Origin of the sequence: Pseudoalteromonas sp. T1lg22 (assembly GCF_002964645.1) — a bacterium.
Taxonomy (GTDB): Bacteria; Pseudomonadota; Gammaproteobacteria; order Enterobacterales; family Alteromonadaceae; genus Pseudoalteromonas.
Genome location: NZ_PQBY01000006.1, coordinates 204,092 through 226,331 on the forward strand (window position 1 = coordinate 204,092; position 22,240 = coordinate 226,331).

A 22,240-nucleotide genomic window follows, 5' to 3' on the forward strand; every position below is an offset into this window, starting at 1 on the left:
CCAGAATGCGTTTAGATTGAACATAAAGTAAACCGCAAAGATAAACAGACCCTAGGCACTTCAAAGCATAAACCCTATTTCTAACGTTAATGCCTGAGGCGCCTAATTACCAGTGAAAGTTAGCCAAGGTTATCCATTTCTTCTTTGCGTAAAACCGGCTTGGCGTAAATGGCGGTAACCAGGTCGCGCAAATGCTCAGGGATGGCTTCCATACGCTGGGCAAAGGCCTTCACATCTTCGGATTCTGAGTCAACCACGGCATTGGCATGCTTGGCGGCAATGTAGTTGCCCGGATGCAAATAGAAAGACTCGACAATCTGCTTATCTATGGTTTTCGCCAAATCTTCCGGAGTGCTGCAGTCGTTGCTAATGGGCTGACCAAAGGCCAGATGTACATGACCCTTATCGCTGGTAAAGCCCTCGACTATGCTTTCGATGTCTTCACCTGCCGACTTTACATACTCACCATGGTGCTTTTTATGATACAGCTCCTTGGCCTTCGACAGGGCGCAGGGTTCGTACTGATACGAGATAGAAACCGGCACGATTTTTAGCTCGCGCACATATTCGGCAAAATCTTTCTTTTGCTTGCGGCCATTAAGCTGCAGCATTTTCAACAGTGCCGGATCGGTTTGGTCGAAACCGTCTTTGGTGCGCCCTTCACGCTGGGCAATCCAAATGCTGTGCCCCTCGGTCAAGGAGTCGTAAATATAGGCCGACAGCTGGGTCAACGCCTTAAGCATTTCTTTCGGTGCCTTGGCCGAACGCTTAACGATAAAGCTCTTGTTCAAGCGCATTAGCTCAGTGATATAAGGAATTTGCAGCAGGTTATCGCCAATGGCGATACGCACCGTATTCATATCGTGCTGGTGCAAGCCAAAGTTCACCAAGGCTGGATCAAGAACAATATCGCGGTGGTTGGAGATAAACAAATAGGCCTGATTTTTATCCAACTTATCAAGGCCGGAGAAGGTCACCTTGGACGTGGTGTTATTTACAATCTGCTCAAGATAGTGCACCACTTCAAGCTGCACTTGCTGCACCGAGTTAACCTGTCCCCATTTACGCTGTAGCTGCTGGCGCACCAGAGGCCGCGAAATAAGACGTATTGATGCCAACCAAGCAGGCAAATTATGCTTAGCAATAAGGTCGACAAAGGCATTATCGGCCACCAGCCGAGCCACGGATGCCGCCACTTCATCATCGTTGTAAGGTCTTATATCTGCATACTTATCCACGGTGCTCACCTTTTAACTGCAGGCAAAAAAACGGCGCTCATTGTATCGCGCCCTTTATTTATTCGCTAAGTTTATCAACTCTTACCAGTGAGAGATAGCCTACCTACGGCTGAATTTTAGCCACAGCAAGCGTATTAGCAACAGCGCCAGAATAACCGCAGAGCCTTGCTCCAACCAAGGCGGTAACACCTCTTGATGCTGGCCACCGAGCGGCGTGACATTAAATCCGAATTCACCAACCAGGTAATCGGTGAGCACGCCAAACAGCAAGGCCACACCTATTACCCCGGTTAGATAGGCAGCAACCGCGCGGCGCCCCAGCTCCTTGCCCACTACACCTAGGGTAGCAATATTGGTCGCTGGTCCCGCCAGCATAAAGACCAGTACAGCCCCGGGTGACACTCCGGCCAACAACAAGCCGGCGGCAATGGGGGTAGAGGCCGTGGCACAGATATACATGGGGATGCTGACCAGCACCATCACAGTCATGGCCAAAATACCACTGCCCCATTGGCTTAAATAGGAGGTAGGTACATAGGTTTGCACCACAGCCGCAAAAAACAGACCTATCATCAACCATAAGGCGGTATCGCTTAAAAGCTTGGTGGCACTAAAGTGCAGCGCTTGCTGTAACTTGCTAAGAGCGGATGACTGAGCTTGCGGTGTTGACTGCGACGCCTTTTTATCGGTACTACAGCAACTGGATGTTGCCTGTGTGACCTGAGTTTGAGGGGCGCAACAACCGCCGCTTTGCTCATTGAGCTGAACCTCGAAGGCACAACAACTCGATGGGCCCTCAACTGCAGGCACCTTATCATTAGAGCCGCAGCACGCACCTTGCTTGGGTGTAGAGCTTGCAGTGACGCTTGGCTCCAAACTGCCCTCGCGCCCCACCAGCAAACCGGCAGTAATGGCGCTGCAAACGGCGGCTATGGGTCTTATCACCGCCATAAAGGGACCCAATAAGGCATAAGAAACGGAGACGGAATCAATCCCGGTTTCCGGCGTCGACACTAAAAATGACGTTGTCGCACTTTTTGACGCGCCCGCTCGTCTTAAGCCGACCGCCGCCGGGATCACGCCGCAGGAGCACAAAGGCATGGGCGCACCGATAAGCGCCGCCTTCACCGTGGTCCAGAGGCCTTCTTTACCCAGGTGACGATTGAGAAAGTGCGTCGGCAAATACACATTGATGATTCCGGCAATCAACAAACCCAGCATCAGCCAAGGTGCCGACAACACAAACAACTGCCAAAAATTACTGATTAAGTCCATCTATGTCCTCCAGTGCGGTCAGAATCGAACAATGTTGCGCCGGGGCGCTACTGCCGCAGCATTGCTCGGCCAGTTGCGACAGCGAAGCATGAAAGCGCTGTAACTCGGCGAGCCGCTGTGCCACCAAATCACGCTTTTTCAGGGTCAGATCTTTCACTTCCTGACAGCTGTGCTCGGCCTTTTCAAAGTTTATCTTTAACAGCTCGGCAATTTCTTCCAGGCTAAAGCCGACATCCTTGGCACGACGAATAAAACGCAATTGTGCCATGTGCTTACCCCCATATTGACGATAGCCACTGGCGCTGCGCTGAGGCGCGCTCAATAGTCCTTGCTGCTCGTAATAACGCAGTGCATCCGTACTCATGTCCACCTGTTTGGCCAATTCACCTATACGCATCTGCACTCCTCCCCCTCAAACTCTTTGCTTAGCAGGCATTATAAACCTTAGAGTCAACACTAAGGTCAAGGATTAATTTTGCGCTAAACGTCGGTCCATGAAAGACTAGCGCCAATAGCCTATTTGGAGAGCACAAATGAACATCGTCATGTTAGACGCCGACACCTTAGGAGCAAACTCACTGGCACCAATTGCCGCCTTAGGAGAATTTCATCGCCACCCCCTGACATCAGCAGAAGATGTAGTGACGCGCTGCGCCGACGCCGAGGTAGTGATCACCAACAAGGTGCAACTTGGCGCCGAGCAGCTTAAGGCCTTGCCTAAGCTGAAACTTATCTGTGTTGCCGCCACCGGCACCAATAACATAGATATCGCTGCCGCTAAGGAGCATGGCATTGATGTGTGTAATGTTGCCGGCTATTCCACCGCCAGCGTAGTGCAGCATACCTTTACCCTGATCTCCTTACTGCTTAATAACCTGCATAGGTATATAGATGACTGTCGCCAAGGCGCCTGGCAACAAAGCGAGATGTTTTGCCGCCTTGATTATGAGATCGCCGAGCTGGCGGGTAAAAAACTTGCCATTATCGGCCATGGTGAGCTCGGCCAGGCCTTGGCCAAGGTAGCCCATGCCTTTGATATGCAGGTGCTTATTGCCGAGCGTCGCGGCCAAGCTCCGCGCCCCGGGCGCATCGCTTTTGAACAAGCGCTGGCGCAGGCGGATATCGTCAGCATTCACTGCCCACTTAACGCCGAAACAGAGCAGTTAATAAATCGCGATACCCTGGCCTTAATGCAACCGACAGCCGTCTTAGTCAACACCGCCCGCGGCCCCATTATCAACGAAGCAGATCTGGCCACAGCCCTGGCCGATGGTACCCTAGGCGGCGCAGCCTTAGATGTGCTCAGTGAAGAGCCGGCCAACCCTGAAAATCCTTTGGTTCGCTATCAGGGTGACAACCTACTGCTCACACCGCATATAGCCTGGGCATCAAAACAGGCCAGAGACAGGCTGATCCACCAGCTGGCCTTAAATATTCGCGCCTATGCCAATGGTGAAGTTCGCAATCGGGTTGGCTAAATTCGCCAACTCTTTTGAAATAACACCAACCCGCTTAAAAGAATAACGTGTAACCAATTGAAAAATATAAAGTAAAATTTTTGGCATTGAACTTGATTATTCAATGCCAACTAGATAACAAAAATTGGATAAAACAATGACAAAAGCACTTCTTTGCGCCCTTGTCGCCCTGCCTCTACTTGGTGGTTGTATCGTTTCGGTGAATGACGGTGAAGCTGACGCCCATTGCTCATCAAGCGACTGGCAAAAACAACAGCGCCAAAATCGCGACTATATTGCCCACCTTGAGCTAGGGAACAGCGCTGCTGTGATCAAAGAAACCCTGGGCACACCGGATTTCAGTGAGTCCTTTGCTCATCAGGGTGAAGAGTATCAGGTACTGTTTTATGCCACGCAAAGCGTTAAGTCCGATGGCAAAATCAGCAAAAATGAATGTACACCCTTGGTATTTAAGGCTGGTCGTTTGGTGAGTATTGGTGATAGCGCCTATCAGGCACTGGTCGGTAAACTATAAAGATAAAAAAAGCCGCGTGGATTAAAGCCCACGCGGCTTTTTTTTAGCCATAGAAAGCAGCGCTATTACGCCCGTCTTGCTTGGCCTGATACATGCCCCTGTCGGCATTTTCAATCAAGGCCATTTCACAGTTGTCGTCGTTGTCGCCATTAAAGGTGGTGGCGCCAATGCTGATGGTGATGTGCTCAGCAATGGGTGAGTCTATATGGGGAATATTAAGCTCGCGGATCACCCTGCATAGCTTATTGGCCAAAGCCATGGCTGTGTCTTCTTCACTGCCGGGCAAAACCGCAACAAACTCTTCACCACCATAACGGGCGATAAAATCGCTGCCGCGTTGACAATTATTGACCAGGGCCGAAGCCACTTTTTTCAAACATTCATCACCCTGTTGATGACCGTAGCAGTCGTTGTAACGCTTAAAGTAATCGATATCTATCAATAGCACAGACAAAGGCAATCCGGCGCGCACACTGCGGCGCCATTCACGAGCAAAATGTTCGTCGAAATAACGACGATTGGGAATTTCCGTTAAGCCATCTATGCTCGCCAGCATTTCCAACAGATCATTTTTTTGTTTAATGGTCAGCTGATTCTTCACTCGGGCACGAACAATGGCGCTGCCAAAAGGCTTGCTAATATAGTCCATGGCGCCAAGCTCAAGGCCCTTGGCTTCATCGCCACTGGAGTCACTGGCGGAGATAATAATGACGGGAATGGGCTGAGTTTTATCATCATGTTTGAGCTGTTTTAGCGCCTCGTAACCATCCATGCCCGGGAGCATGATATCAAGTAAGATCAAATCGGCACTGTTGTCCTCAAGCCAAGCAAACATGGCCTCGGCATCATTGACACAATGCACCTGGTATTGAGGGGTGAGGGTTTTGGTTAAAATCGCTTGGTTTAATTCATCACCGTCGACAATGAGAATTTTTGCTGACTTCATGAGCCTTCCTGTTTGCTTCACCTTGCCCAGCAATCCGTCCCTTACAGGCCTGTCGCTGAGCTATATTTGTTATTTATTTAGCGCACCTTTGTTACCAGTTTAGACCCGGTTAGCGAGCTTTACTTGGTATTTTTACGGTAGTTTTTGTTACCAAGGTGGTTTTCTTTTACCTAATCTAGCATGCCACAAGGTCATCAGGCATGGCTCTGCTCTGGAGCTAACCATACCTGATCAGCGGGCAAAAGCAATGCGTACAGCGCCTATAATAAACGCTGTACTGCATTGTTCGCTATAGATTTTCTTCCGCAAAGGAAGCTAAGCGACTACGCACCACGCCATTAAGGTTGATAGTAGCGCTGCCCTCAAAGTGCTTAAAGCGCTCTACTATATAGGTTAAGCCCGAGGTCAGCGGTGTTAAATAGCTGCTGTCGATTTGCGCCAGGTTACCAGAGCAAATCAGCTTAGTACCCGCACCACAGCGGGTGATAATGGTTTTGAGCTGAGAAGCCGTTAAGTTCTGACTTTCATCCAAGAGCACCACGGCATTTTGAATACTGCGTCCGCGCATAAAGTTGACCGACTTGAACTGGATATTGGCCTTTTCCATAATATAGTTACGGCTGGAAATAGGGTTTTCATCGCTCTTATGTAACACCTCCAAAGAATCTGTGATCGCCGCCAACCAAGGCGCCATCTTTTCTTCTTCGGTACCCGGTAGGAAACCGATAGACTCGGCAATTTCCGGAGTGTTTCGGGTGACAATCAGCTTATCGTACACACCTTTTTCGATGATCATTTCCAGTGCGCAGGCCAAGGCTAGAATGGTTTTACCGCAACCCGCCGGGCCGGTCAGCAGCACTAACTCAACGTCCGGGTCGAGCAAAGCATCCATGGCCATGCCCTGATAGATATTTTTCGGCTTTACGCCCCAGGCATTGCGCGACATCAGGCGCTCCACGCCGAGATCCTTTAAGGTGATATGGGTATCGTTGTATTCCACCACCCGGGCGGCAAAGTGACCGGTTTCATCAAGCAGATATTCATTGGCAAAGACATCTGGCACCAACTCACGAGACACATGATGCAAGGCATCGCGCCCTTGCTGCTCGGTTTCACACTCGCCAACCTGCTGCCAAAAGTCTCCTTGCACTTTTTTATAACCCGAGGTTAAAAGTGCCACGTCATCAATCAGCTGGTCGGTGCGATAGTCCTCAACATAATGCAGCCCAGCGCCCTTAGCCTTTAAGCGCATATTGATGTCCTTGGTGACCAGCACCACCTTGGCATCGCTGTATTGTTTTTGCAGATACACGGCACAGTTGATAATGCGATGGTCGTTTTCATTGCCCGGCAAGCCGGAAATACTGTCAGCAAACAGGTGATCATTGACTATGATCAGCTTCCCGCGCGGCAGCTCCGACGAACGTTTATCTTCCGGCAATAACACCCCTTTAAGCATTTGCTCCGGAGTGGCATCACGTAACACTTCATCGAGGGCTCGAATGGCAACGCGGGCATCGCGACTGACATCCCGTTTACGGTCCTTTATATGGTCTAGCTCTTCGAGTACCGTCATCGGAATGACGACGTCGTGTTCTTGGAAACAGAGGAATGCAAGGGGGTCGTGAAGTAATACGTTGGTGTCGAGCACATACATTTTACTGCTTTTTACGAGGCGGTCTTTGTCCATAGCGCGTTCCTAATTTGTCTTTATTATATCTGCACCTTTACAGCTACACTAACAAGGTGGTTATGCCTTAAGGGCATACTTCAAGTTTAGTCTATGGTTATAAAAAGACGCTTTTATGACGGCAAAAAAGTACAGAAAAAGTGGTGTTTTACATTTGCAAAAAGCGCCTTCTTTTGCTGCTGTACATATTCTAAACAAGCACCAAAATATTTATCAGTTTTCAGGTGATAATCACCAAGTTGCGCGCTAATATAGCCGCCTTTTTTTGCTTGGGCCGCCATGGCCCCAGCCTAGATAACCCAAAGTCGAGATTGAGCACGTAATGAATTTTTCCTTAGGTCAACGTTGGATCAGTGATACCGAGTCGGATTTAGGATTAGGTACCGTAGTTGCATTGGAAGGACGCCAAGTTAACATCTTATTCCCCGCCAGCGGCGAAAGCCGAGTATATGCCCAGGCCGAAGCGCCGGTGACCCGAGTGCTATTTAATCCCGGCGATGTGATCCGCAGTGCCGATGAGTGGGAGCTCACGGTCAGCGAAGTGATAGAGCAAGATGGCCTGTATACCTATAAGGGCACGCGCCTTGATAATGAAGAGCCGACCGAGCTCAAGGAAACCTTTCTCGACCATTTTATTAAGTTCAATAAGCCGCAGGACCGCCTTTTTGCCGGCCAAATCGACCGTTTCGACCGCTATACCCTGCGTTACAACACCTGGCAGCACAGGTTTCACCGCGACCAATCGCCGCTGAAGGGCCTTATCGGCCAACGCGCCAGTCTGATTGAACACCAGTTGCACATTGCCCGCGAAGTCGGCCAGCGTTTCGCCCCGCGTGTTTTACTGAGCGATGAGGTGGGTCTGGGCAAAACCATAGAAGCGGGGATGATCTTACATCAGCAATTGCTAACCGGTCGTGCCGCCCGCGTGCTTATCGTGGTACCAGAAAACCTACAACACCAGTGGTTAGTGGAAATGCTGCGCCGCTTTAATCTGAAATTTGCCATTTTCGACGAAGAGCGCTGTGCCGAGGCCTTTGCCGACAGCGCCAATGTGTTTGAAACCGAGCAACTGGTACTGACCAGCCTGGAGTTTCTAACCAAGAAAAAACGCTGGTTCGAACAAGCCACCCTGGCCGACTGGGATCTGCTGGTGGTTGACGAAGCACACCACCTCAGCTGGTCGGTGGACAAGCCAAGTACAGAGTACCTGCGCATTGAAGAGCTTAGCCAGGACATCGCCGGTCTTATCTTGCTAACCGCGACCCCGGATCAACTTGGCCACCAAAGCCACTTTGCCCGTTTGAAATTACTCGACCCGGATCGTTTCTATGACTATGACGCCTTTGTTGAGCAGGAGCGCCATTATCAGGAGATAGCCGATGCCGCCAACAGCATTTTGCAGGAGCAGGCACTAAGTGCCGAGCAACAACAAGTACTTGTTAACCTGCTTGGCAGCCAAGGGGAAGCCCTGCTGGCACAATTTAGTGCCGGTGACACCCAGGCCAAGGAACATATACTAGAGCAGCTGCTGGACAGACACGGTACCGGACGCATCTTGTTCCGCAACAGCCGCAGTGGCATCAGTGGTTACCCGCAGCGCCTTCTGCACAGCTATCCCATGGCCATGCCGAGCCAATATAAAACGGCCATGAATGTAATGGGCAGCCTTGGCAATGGTGGCCCCATCGAGCTTAGCGCCATTCGCGCTCTGTTCCCGGAAAAAATCTTCCAGGAATTCGAAGGCGAAAATGCCAGCTGGACTCAGTTTGACCCGCGCGTGCAATGGCTCATAGACACCCTCAACAGCAACAAGCCTCAAAAGATGCTGGTGATCTGTGCCAAGGCCGAAACCGCACTCAGCCTGGAGCAGGCTTTGCGCGAGCGCGAAGGCATTAAAGCGGCGGTGTTCCATGAAGGCATGAGCATTATCGAGCGCGACCGCGCGGCGGCCTTCTTCGCCGATATCGAAGACAGTGCTCAGGTGTTGATCTGCTCTGAGATCGGCTCAGAGGGACGTAACTTCCAGTTTGCCCATCATTTGGCACTGTTCGACCTGCCGCTAAACCCGGACTTGCTGGAGCAGCGTATCGGTCGTCTGGATCGTATCGGCCAAACCCAGGACATTAAAATTCATGTGCCCTACTTTGAAAACAGCGCCCAGCACACCCTGCTGCGCTGGTATCACGAAGGCTTAAACGCCTTTGAGCACACCTCCACCACAGGCCATATGCTTAACCAGGAATTTGGTGATGAGTTACTTCAATTGCTTGCTCATAACAGCTATCAGGACGAGGTTCTGGGCGAGCTGGTTGGACGCGTCAGTTCGCGCTACGGTGAGTTAAAGACACAAATGGAGTCCGGTCGCGATCGCCTGTTGGAGCTGCATTCCAGCGGCCAGGGTAAGTCCGAGCACCTGGTAGAAGATATCAAGGTGGTTGATGACAGTTTTGAACTACCGACCTATATGATCAACCTGTTCGATACCTGGGGCGTGAACCAGGAAGACAGGGGCGAAAACAGCATAGTGCTGAAACCCTCGGAGCATATGCTGGGCGCCAACTTCCCAAGTCTCAGGGATGAAGGCATGAGCATCACCTTTGACCGGGATACCGCTTTGGCGCAGGAAGATCTGCACTTTATCAGCTGGGATCACCCCATGGTCGAAGGCGCCATGGAAATGATCTGTGACGATGATTTCGGTACCGCGTCCGTGGCCCTGTTGAAAAACAAGAAACTGCCGGCGGGCACCTATTTTGTCGAGCTGATTTATATTGCCGAAGCCATGGCTCCGAAATCACTGCAATTGGGGCGCTACCTGCCACCGACTCCGGTGCGTGTACTGCTTGATAAAGGCGGTAATAACCTGGCGGAAAATGTCGCCTTTGATGCCTTTAACCAACAGCTTAATGCCGTTGGCCGCCAAACCGCCTCTAAACTGGTGAATGCCCTGCAAAGCGCCATTCATCCGCTTATTGAGCAAGGCAATACCTTGGCGCAAACGCAAATGGAGCAATTGCGTGAGACGGCGAAAACCGCCATGCATCAGGCCGTTGATAGCGAACTGGAGCGCCTAACCAGCCTCAAGGAGATCAACCCCAATATCCGTGATGAAGAGCTGAAACATTTTCAGCGCAGCCGCGCCGAAATGGACGGCTACATAGATAAAGCCAAGGTGAAACTCGACGCCATTCGCTTAATCGTTGTCAGCCACTAGGCATTTCATTAAAATGACCGGCCTTACGCTATGAGGCCGGTCATGCTTTTAAACTACAATCCCCCACGTTTTCCCTATCTGCAGATCATCTATCAAGATGACGACCTGCTGATCCTTGATAAGCCCAGCGGCCTGCTGACGGTGCCGGGAAAAGACCCAAAACATGCCGATAGCCTAATTCGTCGCGCCAATATCGTATTTCCAACCGCTAAAATCGTACATAGATTGGATATGGCCACTTCGGGCGTGATCTGTCTGGCACTGAACAAAGAAGCGCACCGCAATCTCAGCATGCAGTTTCAGGACAGACAAACCGCTAAGGAATATATCGCCATAGTCGATGGCCATCTTAAGGATGCTACGGGCTCAGTGGACCTGCCGCTGATCTGCGATTGGCCGAATCGTCCCAAGCAAATGGTAGATATGGAAAAGGGCAAGCCGTCGCTGACCCATTATGAGGTGCTTGAACATGGCGATAACAATACCCGAGTGCGCCTGACCCCGATCACAGGTCGCAGCCACCAGCTGAGGGTACATATGCTGTCCCTGGGTCATGTGATCTTGGGCGACCGTCTCTATGCCTACCCTGAAGCCAAAGACCGTGCACCGCGTTTGCAATTACATGCCCACTGGCTGACCCTAAATCATCCCAGCAGCGGCGAAAGCATGACCTTTACCGCGCCCTGCCCGTTTTAACGAGCCACCAATATAATTTAACCCTTACTACCTGAGTGCTGAAGATCGGGGATAGGCGGTTTATTAAGCCGCCTTTTTTAGGTATTCGTAGGCCGCCTGAATATCCTGACTCTTCTTTTGTGCCAAGCGCATCATATGCTCAGGGAGACCTTGAGAGACCAGCTTATCCGGATGGTGCTGTGCCATCAGCTTGCGATAGGCCTTTTTGACCGTGGAGGGATCGGCGCCTTCTTCCAAGCCCAAGATATGCAGCGCCTGAGCGCGGCTCATGCCACTACTGGCGCCGCCGGAAGCGCGCTGCTGCTGATGTTGCTGATGAAATTTTTGCTGTTGCTGGCGAAACGCAAATTCGGCCTGATAGCGTTTAAGGATAAAACTAAAATGGGTTTTGCTAACGCCAAGCCCCTTGGCGACCTGCTCGAGTAAGGTTTTTTCCTGTGCCGCCAGGTGGCCATCGCTAAAGGCCATTTGAATCTGAATCTCTAAAAACAATTGGATGAGATCGAAACGCCCGGCAAAGTGCTCACGAAACTCACGCAAGGTAGCGTTCATGGCAAAACCATCCGCTTTACCAGTGTTAAAGGCCAATTGGGCTTCGCGTTTGTCCTCACCGGTCAGGCCCATTTCTTCCATAAAAGCGGTGGCGGCACGAATATGCAGTTCATTTACTCGACCATTGGATTTGGCGATATGCCCCATTACCGCAAAGCAACTGGAGAAAAACAACGCCTGGCGCTCAGACACTTCGTCGTTATTAAAGAAACCACCAACGCCGCCGGCATTATCGAAATTCTGTTTCAGGCTTTTGTCGAACAGGTGGCCAATAAACAGACCCAAAAATAAGCCAAAAAACCGGCCAAACATAAAGCCAAAAAAGGCACCGAGCACCTTACCCCACATTAGCGCTAACCCTTGTTATTTGAAAATGCCCCCACATAGTGACGAAAAATCATCGAACTAACAAGCACAAGGGCGTATCTATTAAGCTGAATATAAGCCAGAAAAATGACGTATTTGTGGGTACTTGGCAGATGTAATTAGCCAAAAATTGCTTTATTATGTCATGCTTATTTCTAGTACTTTTGGCAACTAAGCTAAGGTGAGTCAATGAATAAATTATGGGGCATGATAGCAATAGCCCTATATGGAACCCAAGCCAGCGTCGCACTAGCAGCTGTGGAACAGGCGACGGATGCCAAGGTACCCGCTCCCGAAGGTGAAGCCTTTATCGCGCCAGCACCAGAGCCTGGGGAAATACCCCATTGTTTTGCTGCGGTTCGTCCAGCACCCTGGCAGGCGCCCGATTTACCCTTTGGGGTAATTGAAATCGTTGCCGATGATGTCGAATTAATAGGCCAGGCCAGCGCCCAGTTTGATGGCGACGTAGATATCAGCAGTAGCACCATGACCCTTAACGCCCGCTCGGCGTTAATTGATAAGCAGCAGGGTCTGCTCAATGCGCAAGGGCCACTCACCTATCGCGATGGTGTCGCCATAATTACCAGCCGTGGCTTAAATGCCAGCCTGGATGACTCTAATATCAAGTTGTTGGCAGCCGACTACCAGTTGACCGAACAACAAGGCCGTGGTGGCGCCGAACAATTAGAGGTTTCGCAAGAAGCGCTGACCCTAAGCAATGCCAGCTTCACCACCTGCCCGGTGGATGATGAAACCTGGTCAATCAATGCCGATAAAATTATTTTGTCGCAGCAAAAGGGCTGGGGTGAAACCCATGGGGCGACGCTAAAAATCTACAATACCCCGGTCTTGTATTTACCCTATTTCACCTTCCCTATTAATGATCAGCGCAAAACCGGCTTTCTAGCGCCGCGATTATCGAGCTCGAATCGTTATGGTGTGGAAACCATTACCCCTTATTACATTAACCTGGCGCCGAATTACGACCTGACTTTGACGCCCCGTTATATGTCGAAAAAGGGTTTGCAGCTGCAATCGGAATTTCGTTATCTCACCGAGACCAGCCAGGGCATGCTTGGTCTGGAATATCTGGACTCGGATAAAACCGAGCGCGAGCTGGGTAATCGCTATATCTATCATTGGCAGCAGCAAAGCTACTTCAACGACCAGTGGCGTGCCGGAGTTGATATCACTAACGTCAGTGACGATAACTATCTCACAGACTTAGGCTCCAACTACGCCAGCAAAACAGATACTCACCTGGCGCGTTCCGGTATTCTGACTCATTTGGGAGAGCGCTGGCGCACCGATATCCAGATTCAGGATTATGAAGTACTGGGCGATCACTTAGAGTCTTATACCGCCCTGCCGCGCATTGGCTTTAGCCAGACTCAGGCCTATCAATTGGGTTGGTTTGACGCCAGCATCAATGGCGAGATCAGCCATTTCCGCAACAGCACCCGAATAATAGACGAGGCAACACGTCTGCATATAGAGCCCAAACTGAGCTTTAGCGAAGACCGTTATGCCTGGTCCTTCTTGTCTGAATTCAGCCTCTTGCATACCTATTATGATCAGCAAGGGGACTTGGCCGACACCGACTTTGAGGAAACCGTGCATCGCACCTTGCCCAAGGTGCGCCTGTATAGCCAGCTGAATTTTGAACGCGACACCAGCTTGTTCGTTGATAACGGCATTCAGACATTAGAGCCGCAAATTCAGTATCTTTATACTCCGAACAAGGATCAGAACAATATCGGCCTGTTCGACACCACCAAGCTGCAGGATGACTTTTTCGGCCTGTTCCGCGACCGTCGCTTTTCCGGCGTTGACCGCATTGCGGCTGCGAACCAGATCACCTTAGGTGCCACTACCCGAGTGTTCGATGGTAAAAATGAAGAGGTGTTTAACTTAAGCGCCGGTCAAATCTTCTATTTGTCGGACTCCGCCAAACCCACGGCTCAGGATTTTGCCGATGACACCAGCTACGACTCCCTGTTTGCCAGTGAAGCCATGTGGCACTGGCATCGCCGTTGGTATCTATCCGGTGGCATCCAATACGACATTGATGGCAGTCAAATGATTCAATCGCATCTGACCTTAGACTATAAGGGTGACGACAATGAACTGATGCAATTGAACCATCGCTATGCAAACGATGTCTCAGGGAATACAATTGAGCAAGTTGGCATGTTTACCAGTGTGCCCATCGACGATAATTGGCAATTCGTTGCCAGCTACCACCGCGATCTCGACGCCGGACGTAGCATCGAGGTATACACTGGAGTACAGTACGAGTCCTGTTGTTGGGCGGTGCAGGTTACCGGACACAGACAAATCGAAACAGACTTGAATCAAAGTATTAACCAAGAGCAAGCGGTCTTCGACTCGGGGATCGGCATCAAATTTGTCCTTAAGGGACTCGGAGGCAAAAGCAGTTATGATGCGCAAGAAATACTTAAAGAAGGCATTTTTGGCTACCGTCGCCCCTACTTCCTTACTAAATAAAGCAATAACAACTATGAATTTTAGAAGTTTTTTAGCAACCAGTATTCTCGCCCTCGGCCTCAGCCAAGGTGCTATTGCCAAACCACAGCTGATCGATCAGGTGGTCGGCACAGTCAATGAAGGGGTCATTTTACAAAGTGAAGTTGACGCCATTATCAACCGTGTTAAAAGCCAGGCTAAAACCAGTGGCCAGGAGCTGCCAAGCGACGACGCGCTGCGCGTACAAGCCATTGAACGTTTGATTGACCAAGCTCTGCTGCTGCAACTTGGCGAACGCATGGGTATGGAAATTTCCGACGGTCAGCTTGATCAAACCCTAGCCAATATGGCTCGCGAGCAAGGCGGCACCATAGCCGATATGCGCGCTTCTATCGAAGCCTCAGGAGAGAGCTTCCAACAGTTCCGTGAAGATATGCGTAAAGAAATCACCACGCAACAGGTGATGCGTGCCAATGTTGACCGCCGTATTTATATCAGCCTGCAAGAAATTGACAACTTGTTGAAAATCATGGATCAACAAGGTGGTAATGCGGAAGAGTATGACATCGGCCATATCCTGATCGACATTCCCAGCGGCGCCACCGCCGAAGACATTGCCAGCGCCCAGGAGCGTGCTACCAAGGTTATCGATATGCTTAACGATGGCCAGGAATTCAAGCGCATCGCCATCGCCTCATCAAGCGGCTCAAAAGCCCTTGAAGGTGGTCAGTTGGGTTGGATGGGCACCAACGAAATGCCATCACTGTTTGCAGAAGCGGTGAAGGGCAAGAAGAAAGACGATATCATAGGTCCACTGCGCAGTGGCGCCGGTTTCCACATCATCAAGGTACAAGACGTACGCGGCCGCCAGGTTGTGGAAACCGTTGAGGTTCGCTCGCGTCACATCCTGTTAAAGCCATCTATCATCCTGAGCGAAGAAAAAGCCCGCTCTATGCTGGCCGGTTTTGTTGAAGACCTGCGCGCCGGTGAGGCTGACTTTGCTGCACTAGCCAAAGAATACTCGGAAGATCCAGGCTCAGCACTTAAAGGCGGTGAGTACGACTGGACCGATCCAACCACCTATGTTCCGGCTTTCCGCGACACCCTGATGGCATTGGATAAGAACGAGATCAGTGAACCATTCCGCTCTACTTTCGGCTGGCATATAGTGCAACTGCTAGATAAGCGCGTTGCCGATAAAACCGACCTGGCCAAGAAAAACCGCGCCCAACAATTGCTGTACAACCGCAAATTCAAAGAAGAAAGCTTTGCTTTCCAACAGGAAATTCGCGAACAAGCACATATTGATATTTTCGTAGAGGAATAAGGGCCATGACGTTGCGTATCGCTATCACCCCAGGTGAACCGGCCGGCGTGGGTCCTGACTTACTGATTGCCTTAGTGCAACAGGAGTGGGACGCGCAATTGGTTGCCATTGCCGATGCGCAATTGCTACAACAGCGGGCCGCTACCCTGGGCCTGCCGCTGACCCTGTTCCCCTTTGACGAACAGGCACAGGCGCAGCCAACCGCCGCCGGCACTCTGTTTTATCATCAGGTGGACTTACCGGTGGAAGCCATCCCTGGTCAGTTGGATGAGCAAAATGGCGAGTATGTGCTCGACACCCTGCGCATTGCCTGTGAAAAAAATATGGATGGCACCTTCGACGCCGTGGTCACAGGCCCGGTGCATAAGGGCATTATCAATAAGGCAGGCATTTCCTTTAGCGGTCATACCGAATACTTCGCCCAGCAATCAAACACCCCGGATGTGGTGATGATGCTGGCCACCGAAGGACTGCGCGTGGCCTTAGTGACCACACATATTCCCCTGGCCTATGTGTCCAAAGCCATTACCCCCGAGCGTCTGGCCAAGGTCATTGGCATTTTAGATCACGATTTGCGCACCAAGTTCGCCATCGAACAGCCGCGTATTTTAGTTTGTGGTTTAAACCCGCACGCCGGTGAAGGCGGACATTTGGGGCGCGAAGAAATCGAGGTCATGACCCCTACCCTTGAAGCCCTTAATAACCAAGGCATGCACCTGATTGGCCCACTGCCCGCAGATACCCTGTTTCAGGATAAATATCTCAATGAAGCGGATGCAGTACTGGCTATGTATCACGATCAGGGGCTACCTGTGTTAAAATATAAGGGTTTTGGAAATTCAGTAAATATCACCCTTGGCCTTCCCTTTATTCGGACCTCCGTCGATCATGGTACAGCCCTTGATCTGGCGGCCAGCGGCCAAGCAGATGCCGGCAGTTTCCGCGTCGCCTTGAGCGAAGCAATAAAACTGGCGAGCAAAAAAGCGCAGAGACAATGACAGATAAAGTACACTTAGGGCACCGAGCGAGAAAACGCTTCGGGCAAAACTTCCTCAATGATGACACCATTATTGATAAAATCGTAACCGCTATCGACCCTCGTGTGGGCGATAATCTGGTGGAGATAGGCCCTGGTCTGGGCGCGATCACCGAGCCGGTCACCGAGCTGACCGACCACCTTACGGTAGTTGAACTTGATAAAGACCTGGCCGAGCGCCTTATTCATCACCCCTTTATGGCACCGAAATTGACAGTGCATCAGGGTGATGCAATGAAGTTCGATTTTTCGAGCTTGCTTAAAGGTGACAAGAAGCTCAAGATTTTCGGCAACCTGCCATACAATGTATCTACCCCTTTGTTATTCCACTTATTTGAATACGTGGATGACGTTGAACACATGCACTTTATGCTGCAAAAAGAAGTAGTTAACCGCATGGTTGCATCACCGGGCAGCAAAGCATTTGGTCGCTTAAGTGTGATGACTCAATACTACTGCCATGCGATTCCAGTGATTGAGGTGCCACCAACCTGCTTCAAGCCAGCTCCTAAAGTTGACTCTGCGGTAGTAAGACTGGTGCCAAAAAATCCAGAACAACGCACTGCAAAAAGCACTAAGTTGCTTAATACCGTGTGTTTGGAAGCCTTTAATCAGCGTCGTAAAACCTTACGCAACAGCCTGGCTAACCTGCTTGATGCCGAGCAGCTAGAAGCCTTGGGCGTAGACCCGACTGTGCGCGCGGAAAGTTTAACGCTACAGCAGTTTATCGATATCGCGAATTGGCTATATGACAACCAGCAGTAACTCAGAGTCGGCCATTAAAGTCATGGTGGAGACCTTCTATGTCGAGGGTCAATCCGAGCCTGAGCATGACAAATATGTGTTTGCCTACAATATCACCATCAAAAACCACAGCCTGAGCAGCGCCCAGCTGCTTAGTCGCTACTGGCTGATCACCGATGCCAATGGCAAGGAAGTTGAGGTCGAAGGCGATGGCGTAGTCGGCGAGCAACCGACCATAGGTCCGGGCGAAAGCTATAGCTACACCAGCGGCGCCGTATTAGACACGCCGGTAGGCACCATGCAGGGCTATTATGTGATGCGCAGTGAGTTCGGCAACGAATTCCAGGCGCCTATCGATGTGTTCCGTCTTAGTTGCCCGAATATTCTGCACTAAGCCATGGCTCAGTATGCAGTTGGCGACATCCAGGGTTGCTATCAGGAATTAGATGCGCTGCTTAAGCGCATCGACTTCAACCCCAGTAAAGATCACCTCTATTGCGTTGGCGATATAGTCGCTCGAGGCCCGGACTCCCTCGCCTGTCTGCGACGCCTGCACACTATGGAGCATGCCGTTAGCATTACCTTGGGTAATCACGACCTGCACCTGCTTGCCACCCTAGCCTTGGGAAACGAAGCCAACCCAAAGGATAAGCTTACAGCCCTGTTAACGGCACCGGATTGTCCTCAGCTGCTTGCCTTCTTACAGCGCCAACCTTTGGCCATCTGGCTGGAAAAGCGCCGTATGCTGATAAGCCATGCTGGCCTGTCGCCGCAGTGGTCGCTGGGCCAAGCGTTGCAACAAGCCCGTGTTGCCGAGCAATGCTACCAAGGTGAAGACGCCGCCTACTATTTTGCGCGCATGTATCAAAATGCACCAAGCCAATGGCATGAGGCACAAAGCAAGGTGGAGAAGTTTATCTACACCATCAATGCCTTTACCCGCATGCGTTTCGTTGACAAGCAAGGCGCGCTGAATCTCAGCGACAAGGGTGCACCGAATCAAAATGGCTCGCTTATTCCTTGGTTTAACCACCCTAATCGCGGCCAGGAGGACTTTGATATTGTCTTTGGTCACTGGGCGGCGCTCGAAGGCCATACCGGTATAGACCATATTCACGCCTTGGACACTGGCTGTGTCTGGGGTGGCAGCATGACGGCTATGAATCTGAAAACTAAAAACAAAGTATCTATCCCCGCCCACCTTTGAAACACAGCCTGTCAGGCTCTGTGCTACTTTTTTCCACACATCGCCTTTGTTGTCGCATTGGATATTTATTTGCTACAGTCATTTCTCTGCCAAGGAGGAAAATATCCATGAAAAACAAGCTTATTGCGTTAATGATGACGCTGGCGCCCCTAAGTACTCTGGCCAGCACTACAGTGCTGTACAACGCCAAGGGTTATACCCCAACTCAGGATGGTGAGCTCACCCGTTTTAGTACCCTGGTAATTAAAGATGGTCGTGTACTTAATCGCGGCGATCAGCAGCTCGCCAAAAGCTATCCCGATGCCAAGCGCATAGACGCCCAAGGCAAGGTGCTGCTGCCTGGGTTAATCGATGCCCATGGCCATGTTATTGGCCTAGGCCAAAACCTGATGCGCTTGGATTTACGCGATACCCAGTCGGTGGAACACATTGGTGAGAAGCTAAAAGCCTTTGCGGCGCAATCAAAGCAAGAATGGATTATCGGCCGTGGCTGGAACCAGGAGAACTGGCCAACAAAACGCTTTGCCACGGCGGCAGACTTGGATAAATATGTCAGCGACCGCCCTGTGGTACTGACGCGCATCGACGGTCATGCCATCTGGGTTAATACCAAGGCCATGGAGCTTGCGGGCTTTAAGGGCTCGGAGCAAAATCCGGAAGGCGGCGAAATCATACGTAACAGCCAGGGACAAGCAACCGGGGTGTTTATTGATAAGGCGGAAAACCTGATCAATGCCCATATTCCCAAGGCCGATTTCCAGGCTCTCTCCACCGCCCTGGATAAGGCTGGTGCTCATTTACTCAGCCTGGGTATTACCAGCACCCATGACGCCGGCATAAGCAAAGACACCTGGCAGCTTTATCACCAGCGCGCCGAACAAAAGAACCTGCCGCTGCGCATCTATGCCATGCTCAGTGCCGCCGACCCTCAGCTGTTAAGCATGCTTAAGGCTGGTAAAATCGACGATGCCAACGACATGCTCTCCATTCGCAGTGTTAAGGTCTACGCCGATGGCGCTTTAGGCTCCCGCGGTGCTGCCCTGCTTGATGAATATGCGGATCGCAAGGGGCATCACGGCCTGATGCTGGAAAGCCAGGCGCAGTTAGAAGAAATCTTTAAAACCTGTTTTACCCATGGTTTTGCGGCGCACACCCATGCCATAGGCGATCGCGCCAACCGCGAGGTGCTCAATGCCTATGAAAACGTGTTTAAAAGCACTGGCGGCAAATTACTACGCAATCGCATCGAGCATGCGCAAATCGTTGCGCCAAGCGACATCCCTCGCTTTAAGGACCTGGCAATCATTCCCTCCATGCAGCCAGTACATGCCACCTCGGATATGCATATGGCCGAATTGCGCCTAAACGAGCAGCAACTAAGTGGCGCCTATGCCTGGCAAACGTTTTTAGCCCAGGGCTCTAAGGTCGCCGCTGGTTCGGATTTCCCGGTGGAGCTGGCAAACCCCTTCCATGGTCTGTACAGCGCTATTACCCGCCAGGATCATAACGGCCAACCGCAAGAAGGCTGGCGCCCACAGGAACTATTAACCCGAGAGCAGGCACTGCGCGCTTTTACCTTGGATGCAGCCTATAGTGCCCAACAGGAATTTAAACTGGGTAGTTTAGAAAAAGGTAAATGGGCCGACTTTATACTGATCGACACAGATATTATGACCGCCCCGGTGCAGGACATTTGGCAGACTCAGGTATTAGAAACCTGGCTTGGCGGTGAACAGCGATACAGCCGACAAGATTAAAGCAACAGTGCTTTAAACATCGCTGATAGTGGAAGAAGTGACAACTAGCCTAGAGGCAAATTAGCCTAAATATTCTCACGCCATTTGTCCTCTTCTTCGCTTTACGTTAGCATTAGAAATCGCTGTGAGAGCAAGGATTCGCATGCACCACAGGGCGATTACAGAGGATAAAAAGGTCAATTTGCACACGGGTAATAAACCGACAGTTAACACGGGAACCGTTATGCTAAGGAACAACCCGATTTAAATGTGCAAATTGACATAAAAGTAGCTAGACCTTAATGCTAGCGTCATACGGTTGTAACAAAAAGGACAATTGTCCCAGCAGGCTTTAAGAATGTTTCAGTATCATTTTTCGACGGATCTCGTTGAGCAACTTCTAAATTATGCCGGTACTTATTACCAGCAGGAGAAAAAAGAAGTCTTACTGCATCAGGACCAACCGCTACAAAAGCTAGTCTTGGTGCGCAGTGGTACTGTGTCTTTTAGTTATGATGTGGGCAATGGCCACCGCTTGTTGCTTGGCCAGCTTGATTGTAACAACACCTTGATCGGCGAAATCGAAGCCTTGAATAACCAGCCCTGCATTTATACCGTTACCTGCTTTAGCGATGTCAGTTACAACCTGATTGAACTAAAGCACTGGCGCCAGGTGCTTTTGGCCAACCCGCAACTCAGCCTCTATACGGCGCAAACCATTGCCGCCAAATTTCAGGAAAACCAAAAGGTTAACCTGGATAAGCTGTTGCTGCCCCTAAGTTATAATATCGCCAAGGATTGCCTGATGCGGGCTCAGAATACCAATCCCACCCTGCTGCGTGCCTACCCGACGGTGAGCGCCGAGGCGGAGCGTTTCGCCACCACAGAGCGTGCCTATCGCCGGGTGGTAACCGAGCTGGTCGATAAGGGCCTGATAGTACGTTCAAAGGAAGGCTTACAGGCCATCGATATTCCGGCTCTCTCGGCCTTTGTCGATAGCTTTATCTAATACCAATTCACTTAAATAGCTAATCATTCTAGCGGGCTAAATATCATGCTCACATACTTAACAGAATTGGTATAAGCATAAAAAAAGCAGCCTAGGCTGCTTTTTATTTCACTGTCTATTACACAAACAGGTCTTTAATGTTGGCAAGGTCTGATTTACCTTCTTGCAACTCTTCTGGCGTCAATCCCGACAACTCGTGCGGGAACACCAACCACTCGTCCGAGTCATGGATGTAATAATCCGGCTTCATCGGCACCTTGGTATTCTTCGGCTTGTAATATGGACAAGCAACGCGAATATCTTGAGGCAGGTTTAAACGCATGAGTTCAGCCAGCTTTTCTTTTAGCGCATAGATGCTGCGGCCCGAGTCGAATACATCATCTACGATCAACAAGGAGTTATCGGCATTGGCATTTTCGATAATGTAATGCAAACCGTGTACCTTGATCTCTTTCGACTGCTTGCCGATACCATAGTATGACGAAGTACGTACTGAGATATGATCTGTGTCTATGCCCTTGTAGTCATAGTACTCTTGCACGGCGATACCTATAGGTGCGCCGCCACGCCAAATACCAATGATGAAATCGGGTCGAAAGCCATCTTCATAGACTTGTGCTGCAACGCGGAACGAATCTTCCAGCAACTGTTGCGCGGTAATATAACGCTTATCTGACATAGGAGTGCCCCTAATAATTAAATGGCGATAGTGCCAGCATATTGCA

At 50.6% G+C, this 22,240-nt stretch carries 20 protein-coding genes; 12 read left to right on the forward strand and 8 right to left on the reverse strand.

The genetic code is table 11. The features are described from left to right. Window positions 1–119: 119 nt before the first annotated feature. From C2M24_RS03150 to zntR, 3 genes are all read right to left on the reverse strand, one after another. The gene (locus tag C2M24_RS03150; protein WP_105199591.1) at window positions 120–1,238 is read right to left on the reverse strand and encodes a 1-acyl-sn-glycerol-3-phosphate acyltransferase; all 1,119 of its coding nucleotides are present in this window, start codon (window positions 1,236–1,238) and stop codon (window positions 120–122) included. A gap of 99 nt (window positions 1,239–1,337) precedes the next feature. Further along, the gene (locus tag C2M24_RS03155; protein WP_105213287.1) at window positions 1,338–2,513 is read right to left on the reverse strand and encodes an SO_0444 family Cu/Zn efflux transporter; all 1,176 of its coding nucleotides are present in this window, start codon (window positions 2,511–2,513) and stop codon (window positions 1,338–1,340) included. After that, window positions 2,497–2,910: a Zn(2+)-responsive transcriptional regulator gene (gene zntR, locus C2M24_RS03160; protein WP_105213288.1), complete on the reverse strand. Its 414-nt coding sequence runs from the start codon at window positions 2,908–2,910 to the stop codon at window positions 2,497–2,499. Before zntR ends, C2M24_RS03155 begins: the two co-directional genes overlap by 17 nt. 136 nt (window positions 2,911–3,046) lie before the next feature. On the opposite strand from zntR, the gene C2M24_RS03165 reads away from it, so the two are divergent. Together C2M24_RS03165 and C2M24_RS03170 are read left to right on the forward strand one after the other, a co-directional pair. Next, window positions 3,047–3,991: a D-2-hydroxyacid dehydrogenase gene (locus tag C2M24_RS03165; RefSeq protein WP_105213289.1), complete on the forward strand. Its 945-nt coding sequence runs from the start codon at window positions 3,047–3,049 to the stop codon at window positions 3,989–3,991. 136 nt (window positions 3,992–4,127) lie between these two features. Continuing rightward, complete coding sequence (locus C2M24_RS03170) at window positions 4,128–4,505, forward strand: DUF3192 domain-containing protein (protein WP_105213290.1); 378 nt, start codon at window positions 4,128–4,130, stop codon at window positions 4,503–4,505. Window positions 4,506–4,548: 43 nt separating this feature from the next. On the opposite strand, the gene C2M24_RS03175 is transcribed toward C2M24_RS03170, so the two are convergent. From C2M24_RS03175 to C2M24_RS15950, 3 genes are all read right to left on the reverse strand, one after another. Then, window positions 4,549–5,451, reverse strand: coding sequence for a diguanylate cyclase (locus C2M24_RS03175; RefSeq protein ID WP_105199586.1), 903 nt, complete (start codon window positions 5,449–5,451; stop codon window positions 4,549–4,551). 289 nt (window positions 5,452–5,740) lie between these two features. After that, entirely contained in the window at window positions 5,741–7,141 is a 1,401-nt protein-coding gene (locus C2M24_RS03180) for a PhoH family protein (RefSeq protein WP_105213291.1), read from the reverse strand. Between the two features lie 113 nt (window positions 7,142–7,254). Next, a complete protein-coding gene (locus C2M24_RS15950) occupies window positions 7,255–7,422 on the reverse strand; it encodes a hypothetical protein (RefSeq protein WP_158677920.1) in 168 nt (55 codons plus the stop codon). Window positions 7,423–7,463: 41 nt separating this feature from the next. On the opposite strand from C2M24_RS15950, the gene rapA reads away from it, so the two are divergent. Together rapA and rluA are read left to right on the forward strand one after the other, a co-directional pair. After that, window positions 7,464–10,355 (forward strand): RNA polymerase-associated protein RapA, encoded by a 2,892-nt coding sequence (rapA, locus tag C2M24_RS03185; protein ID WP_105213292.1) that lies wholly within the window; start codon window positions 7,464–7,466, stop codon window positions 10,353–10,355. Between the two features lie 42 nt (window positions 10,356–10,397). Then, a complete protein-coding gene (gene rluA, locus C2M24_RS03190) occupies window positions 10,398–11,051 on the forward strand; it encodes a bifunctional tRNA pseudouridine(32) synthase/23S rRNA pseudouridine(746) synthase RluA (protein WP_105199764.1) in 654 nt (217 codons plus the stop codon). A 63-nt stretch (window positions 11,052–11,114) separates the two neighbouring features. Here rluA and djlA read toward each other — a convergent pair whose 3' ends face one another. Further along, window positions 11,115–11,951: a co-chaperone DjlA gene (gene djlA, locus C2M24_RS03195; protein WP_105213293.1), complete on the reverse strand. Its 837-nt coding sequence runs from the start codon at window positions 11,949–11,951 to the stop codon at window positions 11,115–11,117. 207 nt (window positions 11,952–12,158) lie between these two features. On the opposite strand from djlA, the gene lptD reads away from it, so the two are divergent. From lptD to C2M24_RS03235, 8 genes are all read left to right on the forward strand, one after another. Then, window positions 12,159–14,477, forward strand: a complete 2,319-nt coding sequence (lptD, locus tag C2M24_RS03200; protein WP_233999489.1) for an LPS assembly protein LptD — start codon at window positions 12,159–12,161, stop codon at window positions 14,475–14,477. A gap of 13 nt (window positions 14,478–14,490) precedes the next feature. Next, the gene (gene surA / locus C2M24_RS03205) at window positions 14,491–15,783 is read left to right on the forward strand and encodes a peptidylprolyl isomerase SurA (RefSeq protein WP_105213294.1); all 1,293 of its coding nucleotides are present in this window, start codon (window positions 14,491–14,493) and stop codon (window positions 15,781–15,783) included. A gap of 5 nt (window positions 15,784–15,788) precedes the next feature. Continuing rightward, complete coding sequence (gene pdxA / locus C2M24_RS03210; RefSeq protein ID WP_105213295.1) at window positions 15,789–16,781, forward strand: 4-hydroxythreonine-4-phosphate dehydrogenase PdxA; 993 nt, start codon at window positions 15,789–15,791, stop codon at window positions 16,779–16,781. Further along, window positions 16,778–17,584 (forward strand): 16S rRNA (adenine(1518)-N(6)/adenine(1519)-N(6))-dimethyltransferase RsmA, encoded by an 807-nt coding sequence (gene rsmA, locus C2M24_RS03215; protein WP_105199580.1) that lies wholly within the window; start codon window positions 16,778–16,780, stop codon window positions 17,582–17,584. The genes pdxA and rsmA overlap by 4 nt, the downstream gene beginning before the upstream one ends. Beyond that, window positions 17,568–17,957, forward strand: coding sequence for a Co2+/Mg2+ efflux protein ApaG (gene apaG, locus C2M24_RS03220; RefSeq protein WP_105199579.1), 390 nt, complete (start codon window positions 17,568–17,570; stop codon window positions 17,955–17,957). The genes rsmA and apaG overlap by 17 nt, the downstream gene beginning before the upstream one ends. Before the next feature lie 3 nt (window positions 17,958–17,960). Further along, window positions 17,961–18,770 carry a symmetrical bis(5'-nucleosyl)-tetraphosphatase gene (locus C2M24_RS03225; RefSeq protein WP_105213296.1) on the forward strand — a complete coding sequence of 270 codons (810 nt, stop codon included), beginning with the start codon at window positions 17,961–17,963 and terminating at the stop codon, window positions 18,768–18,770. Window positions 18,771–18,877: 107 nt separating this feature from the next. Then, on the forward strand, window positions 18,878–20,527 hold the full coding sequence (locus C2M24_RS03230; protein ID WP_105213297.1) for an amidohydrolase: 1,650 nt from the start codon (window positions 18,878–18,880) through the stop codon (window positions 20,525–20,527). 337 nt (window positions 20,528–20,864) lie between these two features. Next, window positions 20,865–21,515, forward strand: coding sequence for a Crp/Fnr family transcriptional regulator (locus C2M24_RS03235; protein WP_105213298.1), 651 nt, complete (start codon window positions 20,865–20,867; stop codon window positions 21,513–21,515). A gap of 118 nt (window positions 21,516–21,633) precedes the next feature. Here C2M24_RS03235 and C2M24_RS03240 read toward each other — a convergent pair whose 3' ends face one another. Then, the gene (locus C2M24_RS03240; protein ID WP_105213299.1) at window positions 21,634–22,194 is read right to left on the reverse strand and encodes a phosphoribosyltransferase; all 561 of its coding nucleotides are present in this window, start codon (window positions 22,192–22,194) and stop codon (window positions 21,634–21,636) included. Window positions 22,195–22,240: the final 46 nt, after the last annotated feature.